8 protein-coding genes are annotated in these 12,462 nt (G+C 40.4%); all 8 read left to right on the top strand.

Annotation, left to right across the window (positions count from 1 at the left end):
- Positions 1–4 precede the first annotated feature (4 nt).
- The 8 genes from ruvA to LV92_RS10665 all read left to right on the top strand — a co-directional run bounded on the left by ruvA (position 5) and on the right by LV92_RS10665 (position 12,453).
- Complete coding sequence (gene ruvA / locus LV92_RS10700) at positions 5–586, top strand: Holliday junction branch migration protein RuvA (RefSeq protein WP_111623665.1); 582 nt, start codon at positions 5–7, stop codon at positions 584–586.
- A gap of 5 nt (positions 587–591) precedes the next feature.
- Entirely contained in the window at positions 592–7,773 is a 7,182-nt protein-coding gene (sov, locus tag LV92_RS10695) for a T9SS outer membrane translocon Sov/SprA (protein ID WP_111623664.1), read from the top strand.
- A 122-nt stretch (positions 7,774–7,895) separates the two neighbouring features.
- Entirely contained in the window at positions 7,896–8,276 is a 381-nt protein-coding gene (gene gcvH, locus LV92_RS10690) for a glycine cleavage system protein GcvH (RefSeq protein ID WP_111623663.1), read from the top strand.
- 37 nt (positions 8,277–8,313) lie between these two features.
- Positions 8,314–8,670: a VanZ family protein gene (locus LV92_RS10685; RefSeq protein ID WP_146613536.1), complete on the top strand. Its 357-nt coding sequence runs from the start codon at positions 8,314–8,316 to the stop codon at positions 8,668–8,670.
- Positions 8,671–8,914: 244 nt separating this feature from the next.
- Complete coding sequence (locus LV92_RS10680) at positions 8,915–9,625, top strand: energy transducer TonB (protein ID WP_103443202.1); 711 nt, start codon at positions 8,915–8,917, stop codon at positions 9,623–9,625.
- 219 nt (positions 9,626–9,844) lie between these two features.
- Positions 9,845–10,744, top strand: coding sequence for a heme o synthase (gene cyoE / locus LV92_RS10675; RefSeq protein WP_111623661.1), 900 nt, complete (start codon positions 9,845–9,847; stop codon positions 10,742–10,744).
- Positions 10,745–10,749: 5 nt separating this feature from the next.
- Positions 10,750–11,331 carry a cytochrome c oxidase subunit 3 gene (locus LV92_RS10670; RefSeq protein ID WP_111623660.1) on the top strand — a complete coding sequence of 194 codons (582 nt, stop codon included), beginning with the start codon at positions 10,750–10,752 and terminating at the stop codon, positions 11,329–11,331.
- A gap of 147 nt (positions 11,332–11,478) precedes the next feature.
- A complete protein-coding gene (locus LV92_RS10665; RefSeq protein WP_111623659.1) occupies positions 11,479–12,453 on the top strand; it encodes a cytochrome c oxidase subunit 3 in 975 nt (324 codons plus the stop codon).
- The last annotated feature ends 9 nt before the right edge of the window (positions 12,454–12,462 follow it).

Here is a 12,462-nt window from a genome sequence, read left to right as displayed (position 1 = left end):
GCTAATGATTACTCATTTAAAAGGAAAACTTGTTGAAAAAAATCCCACCCACGTTGTAATCGAATGTGCTGGAGTGGGGTATTTTGTAAATATTTCATTGCACACGTTTTCAAAAATTGGGGATTCGGAAAGCATTCAACTGTACACCCATCTACAAGTAAAGGAAGATTCACATACTTTGTTCGGTTTCTCCGAAAAGTCCGAAAGGGAGATATTTAGATTGCTTTTGTCCGTATCCGGAATTGGATCCAGCACGGCCAGAACTATGTTGTCCTCCCTGTCTCCTGGTCAGATCAGGGATGCCATTGCAACTGGAGATGTGCCTACTATTCAAGGAATCAAGGGCATCGGTGCCAAAACGGCACAACGGGTAATTCTGGACCTAAAGGACAAGGTTTTAAAAGTCTACGATATTGATGAACTTTCCGCCCCATCAAACAATACAAATAAAGATGAAGCGTTATCTGCATTAGAGGTTCTTGGTTTTGTCCGCAAACAAGCTGAAAAGGTTGTGGATAAAGTAGTTGCCCAAGACCCTGGACTAAGCGTAGAGGACATTATAAAATTTGCGCTTAAAAATTTATAACAAGTTTGAAAAAAGGGGCAAAATTTTATCTTAAATCATCATTTAAGCTTACTATCCTACTGTTTATTTTCTTGGTCGCAACGGGTACTTCCCTAGCACAGGAAATAGAAGGGGAAGATGCACTTGAGCAGGAAGTAGATTCGCTAAAAACGGGTGTTGCGCTGGGAAAATTGAAAATGGAAAACCCGGACAGCATAGTTTCAAAGTACACTTATGACCCCAATCTGGACAGATATATCTACACGGTAAGTGTTGGGGATTTTGATATCAATTACCCCGTTATCCTTACCCCTGAACAATATTTGGAGCTTGTGCGCCGCGAGGGTATGAAGTCCTATTTTAAAGAAAAAATTGATGCCTTTTCTGGCAAAAAGGAGGGCAGTGAGGCAGCCCGTAAAAATTTACTTCCTAATTTCTATGTAAATAATAGTTTTTTTGAAAGTGTCTTTGGGGGCAATACCATAGAAGTGATTCCACAAGGATCGGTGGCGATGGATCTTGGGGTGATATGGCAAAAAAACGATAACCCATCCCTGTCCCCACGTAACAGGACCAATCTTTCCTTTGATTTTGATCAACGGATAAGCTTAAGTATGTTGGGCAAAATAGGAGAGCGACTTCAGGTAACGGCCAATTATGATACCGAGGCCACCTTTGATTTCCAGAATTTAGTAAAATTGGACTATACGCCATCTGAGGATGATATACTTCAAAAGATAGAGGTAGGAAATGTGAGTATGCCACTAAATAGTTCCTTGATTACGGGAGCACAGAGCCTTTTTGGGGTGAAGACCGAACTGCAATTTGGGAAGACCAGGGTAACGGCCGTATTTTCAGAACAAAGGTCACAGAGCAATACGGTGGTTGCACAGGGTGGGGGCACGGTGAACGATTTCGAGCTTAGGGCCCAGGATTACGACTCTGACAAACACTTTTTTTTAGCCCATTATTTTAGGGATAATTATGATGCCGCACTTGTTAACTATCCTTACATAAGGAGCCAGGTCCAAATTACAAGGTTGGAAGTATGGATTACCAATAGGAGCCAGCAAACGGTTAATATTAGAAATGTTGTGGCTATCCAGGATTTGGGGGAGATACAACCGGAAAAAACCAGAATAGGCCAAAACAACGGAGATCCCGCTGGATTCTTTAATAGTTCTGCAGCCGGTAATTTGCCAAGGAACGCTGCCAATGATTTTGATCCTCTTCAAATTGGGTCCGGGGGCGCCCTTACAAGTAATATTCGCGATATAGCTACAGTTCAAACCGGTTTTAATGTACCAGGATATACGGTAAATCAGGGATTTGATTATGCTATTTTGGAGAATGCGAGAAAATTGGAACAGGGCAGGGATTTTTCCTTTGATTCCCAATTGGGGTATATATCCCTAAACCAAAGATTGAGCAATGATGAAGTTCTTGGGGTTGCTTTTCAATACACCTTTAATGGGGATGTCTATCAGGTGGGAGAGTTTGCCAATGGTGGAGTAGATGCCACAACGGTGTCGCCCGGAGCGGAAATACCTGTAAACAACAATACCTTGATCCTTAAATTGTTAAAGAGTAATATTACCAATGTTGTAGATCCTATATGGGATCTGATGATGAAGAATATTTACGCCACTGGCGCCTATCAATTGAGTCAGGAGGATTTTAAGTTGAACATTTTATATGCGGAAACTACTCCAAGAAATTATATAACACCAGTGGAATCAGGTGTTGGCTCTGGTTGGCCAACAACCCCCAAGCCCTTGGAAGATAGGATATTATTGGATGTGTTTAATCTAGATAGGTTAAATGCATATAATGACCTTCAAAGTGGAGGGGATGGTTTTTTTGATTACGTGGAAGGGATTACCATAGACTCGCAAACCGGAAATATTATATTCACCAAAGTTGAACCTTTTGGGGAATACTTATTTAACCTATTGGGTGGTGGTACTTATGACGTGGACAATGATCAAGGTTATAATGCCAATCAAAAGAAGTACGTTTTTAGGAATATGTACTCGCTTCCCACAGCGGCGGCCCAACAGGATGCGGATAAAAATAGGTTTATTTTAAAAGGAACTTATAAATCCCAGGGGACCAATGGTATTCCTATTGGGGCTTTCAATGTTCCCCAAGGATCTGTAAGGGTTACGGCCGGAGGTAGGCAGTTACAGGAGGGTATAGATTACACCGTAAATTATCAGTCGGGCACAGTGCAGATTTTGGACCCAAGTTTGGAGGCTTCCAATACCCCCATTAATATTTCAGTGGAGAACAATGCGGTCTTTGGACAGCAGACCAGACGTTTTTCAGGCGTAAATGTGGAGCATCAATTCAATAAAAATTTTGTGCTTGGAGGTACATTGTTGAACTTGAATGAAAAACCTTTGACCCAGAAATCCAATTACGGTATAGAGCCTGTAAACAATACAATATTTGGTCTAAACAGTAATTTTTCCACTGAGGTTCCATTTTTGACCAGGTTGGTCAATAAATTGCCAAATATAGATACGGATGTCCCTTCCAACTTGTCAGTTCGCGGAGAAGTTGCCTTTTTAAGCCCAAGTTCTCCCAAGAATGCGGATTTTGAAGGGGAGACCACAACTTATTTGGACGATTTTGAGGGGGCGCAATCGCTGATCGATATCCGTTCCTTTCTTGGATGGTCCATGGCGAGTCCGCCAGTGGAATTTGCAACCACGGTCAATAGTGTAGAGTCTGGATATGGTAGGGCAAAAATGGCCTGGTATACCGTAGATCCTATTTTTTATTCCAATCAGCGGCCTACTGCATTGAGTGATGATGATATTTCCACAAACGAAACTAGAAGAATCTATATACAGGATGTCTTTAATCAGGATGTCGCCCAAGGGCAGACTTTGGCCCAAAACACTTTGGATATAGCCTATTACCCGGGTATGAAAGGTCCGTATAACGCAAACCCAAGTTTTACTACGGAACAACCACAGGATAAATGGGCAGGGATAATGCGATCGTTGAGCAGCACCAATTTTGAGCAGTCCAATGTGGAATACGTTCAATTTTGGGTGTTGGATCCCTATGTGGATGGCATTGCAACTAGCGCCGGGGATTTAGTGATCAACCTTGGTAATATTTCCGAGGATATTCTTCCTGATGGTAGGAAGCAATATGAAAATGGGTTACCCGTGGATCCCTTATCCAATGATCTTACCTATAAAACAAATTGGGGTAAGGTTCCAGCAACCCAATCTTTAATATATGCCTTTGATGCAGATGAGAATAACAGAGGGTTGCAGGATATTGGTTTTGATGGTCTAACGGATGCCGAGGAGGCTACCTATACTTTTGAAGGGGGAATTACCTATAATGGCCCGGCGGAAGATCCTGCAATGGATAATTACGAGTACTTTCTGAACAGGGAAGGTAGTATTTTGGAACGATATCTAAATTACAATAACCCGGATGGCAATTCTCCCGTACAATTGAGCAATTCGGACAGGGGGTCAACTACTTTGCCCGATGTGGAGGATATAGATAGGGACGGAACCATGAATACCGTAAATAGTTATTACGAGTATCGTATTAACATTAAACCAGGGACTACCATTAATGACAAGTATGTAACGGATATTAAGGAAGGGGTTACCAGGTCTTTGCCCAACGGCAATACCTTGAACGAGCGTTGGATACAGTACAAGATACCTTTGTCAGATTTTACCGACGCGGTTGGCGGCATAAGCGATTTTAGGTCTATTAGCTTTATGCGGATGTATCTAACAGGTTTTTCAAACGATGTGGTATTGCGTTTTGCTACCTTGGACCTAGTGCGTGGAGATTGGCGGACCTATACCAATTCCTTACAGCCCGATGTGGACTCAGATGCATCGGATGATGGTACTTTGGTAGATGTTAATGCCGTGAACATAGAGGAAAATGCTGCACGAACCCCAATACCTTATGTTTTGCCCCCAGGTGTAGCACGTGAAAGGCTTAACAATAACAATACCATTATTAGGCAGAATGAACAATCCTTGTCATTTGTGGTTGAGAATTTGGAGCCTCAGGATTCCAGAGGGGTCTTTAAAAATTTGGATATTGATGTAAGGCAATATAAACGCTTAAAAATGTTTATCCACGCCGAAGAAATTGTAGAATCCGACTATGCCAATGACGAGACACCCTTGATAGGGTTTATAAGGATCGGTTCGGATTTTACGCAGAATTTCTATCAAATAGAATTGCCCTTACAGCTAACGCCGCACGGAGCAAGCTCGGACAGCGAAATTTGGCCTGATGTAAATCAACTGGATCTTTCGTTGGAAGATTTGTCCAAGGTGAAATCTACCGGAATCGCAGCCCAAACCCTTAGCACCATTAATTATTATGAAATTGACAATGGTGAGGTGGTCCAGGTAAATGAATTTGACCCAAGAACACTGGGTAAAATACGAATTGGTATCCGTGGAAATCCTTCTTTGGGAGGTATCCGTAGTATGATGGTAGGGGTTAAGAACGATGATAATCTTCCAGCTAGGGGAGAGGTCTGGTTTAACGAACTACGCCTATCGGGATTAGATAATAACGGGGGATGGGCCGCTATAGCTGCCTTGGATATGAATATGGCAGATTTTGCCAATGTGTCCGCCACCGGTAGCAAAAGTACTTCCGGGTTCGGGGCCATAGACCAAATGCCCAATGAACGGGCGCGTGAGGACGCTATTTCCTATGATGTGGTTACCAATGTGAATATTGGTCAATTGTTTCCAAAAAATTGGGGCTTGCAACTCCCTTTTAATTATGGTATTTCGGAGCAATTGATTACGCCAGAATTTGATCCTGTCTATGATGACCTAAAATTGGAAGATCGTATCGCAGCTGCCGAAACGCCGGAAGACGCTGAGGCAATTAGACAGCAAGGGGAGGATTATACCAAGAGGACCAGTATAAATTTTATTGGGGTAAGAAAGGATAGGGGCGAGGAAGCCGAAGCCAATTTTTACGATATTGAGAACTTTACCTTTAATTATTCCTATAACGAGGTGAACCATAGGGATTTTGAGATAGATGAGCTAAGGGATCAGAATGTGGTAACAGGATTTGTTTATAACCACAATTTTAAACCCCTTCCCCTAGAACCGTTTGCCAAGAAGGACTCCTTGTTTACCGGGCAATATTGGAAATGGCTGAAAGATTTAAATTTAAATGTTTTGCCGGCAAGTGTTTCACTTCAATCCAATATCAACCGATCTTTTAATCAACAAAAGTTTAGAGATGTTTTTGAACCGGGGGTAGAAAAGTTGGATCTGCCTTTTCTACAGCAAAGGAATTATCTTTTCAATTGGCAGTATGCCATCAACTATAGCCTAACAAAATCCTTGCGCTTAAATCTTACCGCCTCGAACAATAATATAGTAAGAAATTATTTTTCGGAAGATGGCAATCCGAATTCGGAAATCGATCAGGCCTTGGGATTGTGGGACGGATTTTTCGATCTTGGGGAGCCCAATAGGCATTCACAGGAAATGCAATTGAATTATGAATTGCCCTTGAACAAAATTCCTGCTTTCGATTTTATAAATGCCCAATACACGTATACCAGTAATTTTGACTGGCAAAGGGGAGGGGATGCTTTGAACGAAGTGGCCGGAGAGGATATAAATACAGTGCAGAATGCCAGTACACATAATTTAACGGCATCCCTCACCATGCAAAAGTTCTATGATTTCCTCGGTTTGGGTAGGAAAGATACTAAAGGAACTGCGGCTAAACCGGCTCGTCTGGATAAAGCGGGCAACCCGGCATCCAATGATGATAGCAATGACGTTAAAAAAGGGAGCGGCACAGGGTATAATGCTTTTATAGATGTGCTTACCATGGTAAAACGTGTAAATGTTACCTATAGTCAGAACAATGGTAAGGTATTGCCAGGTTATACTAGGTCAGTAGGTTTTATTGGTACGGCAAAACCAACCATAGGATTTGTTTTTGGTAGTCAGGCCGATGTTAGATATGAGGCGGCCAGAAACGGATGGTTGACCACTTTCCCGGAATTTAACCAACAGTATATCCAGAATACCAATAAGCAGTTAAATATAACGGCAACGGCACAACCCACTAGAGATTTGACCATAGACCTTGTGGCCGATAGGCAAATGTCCGAAAGTTACCAAGAGACTTTTAACGTGGAGGATTTGGGGAATGACGCATTTGAATATGTGAATCTTCTAGGGAACAACTATGGAAATTTTAGTATTTCCACTTTAATGATCGGTACCGTTTTTGATAAGAGTGATGAATTTAGTTCGGACAGTTTTCAAACCTTCAAAGAAAACAGGATTACCATAGCCAATAGGATTGTCGCCGAAAGAAACCATGATACCGGTGAGGTAGATGACGATGGTTTTCCGGAAAGATACGGTAAGACGAGTCAAGATGTTTTGCTGCCCGCTTTTTTTGCCGCTTATACAGGGAAGGATCCCAATAAGGTAAGTTTGGACGCTTTTAGGAGCATTCCAATTCCCAATTGGAACATTAAATATACCGGATTAATGCGCAATCCTTGGTTTAAGAAGAAATTTAAGCGTTTTTCCCTAAGCCATGGATATAGATCGGCCTACAGTATAAATTCGTTTCAGACCAATTTAACGCGTACACAGTTGATCAATGAGGGTATGGAACCGATAAACTCGGAAACCCAGGACTTTTTACCGGTCAATATTATGAACAATGTGGTGCTTACGGATCAGTTCAACCCATTGATGAGGGTAGATTTTGAAATGCAAAACTCCCTTAGCGTACTAGCGGAGATTAGAACGGATAGGGCATTGTCCTTGAGTTTTGACAATAGCTTAATGACAGAGATCAATGGCAAGGAATATACGGTAGGACTCGGGTATCGTTTTAAGGATGTGAAATTTGTAACCAACATTGGAGGTGAACAGCAGCGTTTAAAAGGGGATTTAAATCTTAAAGCGGACGTAACCCTCAGGGATAATATTACCATTATTAGAAACTTGGATATAGATAACAATCAAATTACTTCCGGACAAAATTTAATGTCCGTGAAATTTGTTGCCGATTATGCCTTGAGCAAAAGTTTAAACGCCCTGTTTTTTTATGATCATTCGTTTTCAAAATTTGCAGTGTCAACGGCTTTCCCGCAAACTTCTATAAATACCGGATTTACCTTGAGGTATAATTTTGGGAACTAGCTTAAACAAGGAGATATTGGCCGTAAAAGAATTTAATTTCCAAGTGGGCCAAAAAGTTTAAATGAGATTTTTGATTAACAGGAGATATTCTTTTACATTTGTTGCCTTAACAAATTTAGATAATGAATATACCTTCAGATTTAAAGTACACAAAAGACCATGAATGGGTCAGAATAGAGGGCGATATCGCTATAGTCGGGATTACAGATTTTGCCCAAGGGGAATTAGGGGATATTGTTTATGTGGAAGTGGAGACCTTGGATGAAACCTTGGACAAGGATGAGGTTTTTGGGACAGTCGAGGCCGTAAAGACAGTTTCCGATCTTTTTCTTCCCTTAAGTGGGGAAATCATAGCTTTTAATGAATCGCTTGAAGACGAACCGGAAAAGGTAAATACCGATCCTTATGGTGAGGGTTGGATCATTAAAGTAAAAATTAGCGATTCTTCCGAAGTGGAGGGCTTGCTTGGAGACGCGGAGTACAAAGAACTTGTGGGTGCTTAAAAAATATTTTTTTACAAACTTGTTTATAAGCTGGGTGGTGTTCATAACAACGCTCAGCTTATTTTCTTTTGACGTGGAGAGTTTACCTTCTATGGATATTCCACATTTGGACAAGTTGGTACATTTTACTTTTTATTTTGTATTTACCGCTTTGGGTTGTTTGTCCTTTAGGGAAATTGATCGTAGAAATACGCCGTTGAAGAAAGTGATTGTGAAAATAATTTTGTACGCCGTTATTTATGGTATAATTATTGAAGTGCTTCAGGGTGTGGCCACAATTGATAGAGATCCCGATTTGCTGGATGTTTTGGCGAATAGTTTAGGGGCATTGTTCGGAAGTTTTACGGTAAAATACATTTTCTCTGGAAAAACTCCCTTGAATTGGATGAAATAGTGTTTTTTTTGAGTAATTTGGGGTGTATTCTAAATAATAGAATGCAACTTGCTGGTTTTTAGCGGAATGGATATTAGGGAATTGAGATTCTGCCAATTAGTTGCGTTCAGGGCCTTTAGTTACATATTTAAGGGATACTTTGGAGCCCAATGAGCTGTTTGAATATATTTGTATTTTTTTTAACAAAAAGTTTTAAACAGATAAAATAAATATATAAATTAGCGAACATTAAAAATTAAGAATTATGGAACTTAAAAAGAATCCGAAAGCAGATTTAACAAGAAATAGCGGGCTTTATTTCGTTATTGGCCTTGTTCTGGTTATGCTATTGACGTATATAGCTTTTGAATGGAAGACCTATGACGATGACAACAATTTTGATTACACCATGAATGTGGAGGATACTTTGGACGAAGAGGTTCCGATGACCGAACAAATTAAGACACCACCACCACCGCCACCACCAGCAGCACCTGAAATTATTGAGGTCGTTGAAGATGAAGAGGAAGTGGAAGAGACTGTAATAGAGTCTACAGAAACCAGTCAAGAGGAAGAGGTAATAGAAGTGGCCGATGTTGAGGTTGAAGAGATTGAGGAAGATGTAGATGTGCCTTTCGCGGTTATTGAGGATGTTCCAATTTTTCCAGGTTGTGAGAACGAGCCAAAAAGCAAATTAAGGGATTGTTTTAACTCCATGATGCAGAAGCACATTGGTAAAAACTTCCGCTATCCAGAAATTGCCCAAGAAATGGGAGTGCAAGGTAGGGTTAACGTAATGTTCGTTATCCAAAAGGATGGAAGTATTGGGAACGTAAGAATGAGAGGTCCGGATAAAAACTTGGAGGAAGAGGCTGCAAGGATTATTGGAAAATTGCCTAAGATGACCCCAGGAAAACAAAGAGGTAGAGCTGTTCGTGTACCATTTAGTATTCCAATTACATTTAAACTGCAATAGTTAGAATTAAAAGTATATTTAAAATCCCGAGCGTAGTCTCGGGATTTTTTTTGCTCTAAAAAGATTTAGGAAGGCCTTCGTCAATTAATGGAAGAGTGCCTTCCCTGGATTTGTTTTGGGTTGGAAGGCTCCTTTAGTCGTTAATTGATATAAACATGTTTATTTGGTTGCAAAAAATTCTTATGAGGTGTATCTTTGCACACCATTTAAAAAATGTAAATGAAAACGGCGGTCGGTTCAGTGAAAAACACCTCAATAGCGGTATATTTTGCTGACTTTAAAGAAATTACTAAAGCAAGGCTCGCTGTCAGTGTAGTCTTTTCTTCTATAGCAGGGTATTTTCTTGGTGCCGTTGAAATCAATTTTTCTTCGGTTTTACTTTTGGCTTTTGGCGGGTATTGTATGGTAGGGGCTTCCAATGCCTATAATCAGATTATAGAAAAGGACCTTGATGCGTTAATGAGCCGCACCAAGAATAGACCTATACCAGCAGGTAGAATGTCCGTAACCACGGCTATGACCATTGCTGTTCTGATGACAATTTTGGGAATCGTGGCCTTGTATTTTCTTAACCCCAAGACGGCCATGTTCGGCGCTATCTCCATTTTTTTGTACACAAGCGTCTATACGCCTTTGAAGACTAAAACGCCCTTAGCTGTCTTTGTAGGTGCTTTTCCGGGTGCTATTCCCTTTATGTTGGGATGGGTGGCCGCTACGGATAATTTTGGAATTGAGCCTGGGACCTTGTTTATGATACAGTTCTTTTGGCAGTTTCCACATTTCTGGGCTTTAGGTTGGATGTTGGACGAGGATTATAAGAAAGGTGGTTTTAAAATGCTTCCTACTGGTAAAAAGGATAAGGGTACCGCTTTGCAAATAATTATGTATACCATTTGGATGATGATTATTTCGGTAATTCCCGTATTTGGCTTCACGGGAAGGCTTCAATTATCAATTGTGGCCGCTATAATTGTTTTTTTAATGGGTACGGTAATGTTGTTCTTTGCCTTTCGATTATATGAAAAAAGAGATAATGCTTCGGCAAGGAAATTAATGTTGGCCAGTGTAAGTTATATAACACTGATGCAAGTGGTATATGTAATGGATAAATTTATTTAATAAGGATGGACTTAACACAGGGTACGGGAAAGGAAAAAAACGCAAGGGCAAAGAAAATGATGCTCTGGTTCGGGATTGTGAGCTTGCTAATGGGATTTGCTGGTTGGACCAGCGCCTATATAGTAAGTAGTTCTCGGGAAGATTGGATCAAGGACCTAACTTTGCCATCATCGTTTTTGGCGAGTACCATAGTTATAATTATAAGCAGTATAACCTATATTATGGCTAAGAAGGCCATAAGGCAGGATAGGGTCAAGCAGTGTACTAGTTGGCTATTATTAACACTGGCCCTGGGGATTACATTTATAATATTGCAATTCAACGGATTTTCACAGATGGTAGCCAATGGCTACTATTTTACCGGACCTACGAGCAATATTAAAATGTCCTATGTCTTTTTAATAGCGGCAGTACATATTGTTCACGTTGTTGCTGGTATTATTTCCCTTTTGGTGGTTATTGCCAATCATTTGCGAAATAAGTATTCCTCCGAGGAAATGCTCGGTTTGGAATTGGGAGCTACATTTTGGCATTTTTTGGATATTCTTTGGATTTATTTAATTCTTTTCATGTATTTCGTGAACTAAAGAGGGGCTAATTCTTTGGTAATTAGAAGGTATTCTAGGTGCGCTTATTTAGAATGGGTTTTTTTTGCCATTTTTAAAAGGCAAAAATTTTGTTTAGCCGAAAAAAATGTAAATTTGTGAAAATTTTATTAACGCTATAATTTTTATATGGATACTACGGTTACTACGGGTACAGAAGAAAATGTCTGGGGTGGAGGAAATCAACCTCTAGGTGCTAGCTACGGAAAGTTGATGATGTGGTTTTTTCTTGTGTCCGATGCTTTGACGTTTTCTGGCTTTCTTGCTGCATATGGTTTTTCAAGATTTAAGTTTATAGAAACTTGGCCAATCGCCGATGAGGTGTTTACCCACGTTCCGTTTTTTCATGGTAACTATCCTATGTACTATGTGGCGTTCATGACCTTTATTTTGATTATGTCCTCTGTAACCATGGTATTGGCTGTTGATGCCGGACATAAATTACAAAAGACAAAGGTAGTCTGGTATATGTTCCTTACTATTATTGGAGGGGCAATTTTCGTAGGCTCACAGGCTTGGGAATGGGCTACTTTTATAAAAGGTGATTTTGGAGCTTTGGAAACCAAAGGCGGTAGAGTACTGCAATTTGTTAGTGCCGATTCAGGCGATCGACTTGCTTTAAGGGATTTTGCCGAGACTTTGCAAGAAGACAGGGTTGATCATGAAAAGAAAAACGGAATTTGGTACTACAAAGGCGATGCTTTGCCCAGTTACTCCTTGAATGAGGTGGTTGAAGGGGTAAAGTCCAATCCGAATGTATTGATTCGTACAGAATTATTGAACGAGGATGGCCATAAAACTGTTTTGACAAGGGATGAAACTTTGAAAAAATTGAACGATGCTACGCTTGTTGTAGAAGGAGCTAATCTGGTGCGCAATGAGTATGGTAGTAGGTTGTTTGCCGATTTCTTTTTCTTTATCACTGGTTTTCACGGCTTTCACGTATTTTCCGGTGTAATAATCAATTGTATTATCTTTTTTAATGTTATTCTTGGTACTTATGAGAGAAGGGGGCATTATGAAATGGTGGAAAAAGTTGGATTATACTGGCACTTTGTAGATTTGGTTTGGGTATTTGTATTTACCTTCTTCTACTTGGTATAATTTGCTTAG

The sequence above is a fragment of the Arenibacter echinorum genome, assembly GCF_003259375.1.
Classification (GTDB): Bacteria; Bacteroidota; Bacteroidia; order Flavobacteriales; family Flavobacteriaceae; genus Arenibacter; species Arenibacter echinorum.
The sequence above is the reverse complement of the archived record's forward strand: the minus strand, read 5'-3'. Positions and strand labels throughout refer to the sequence as shown.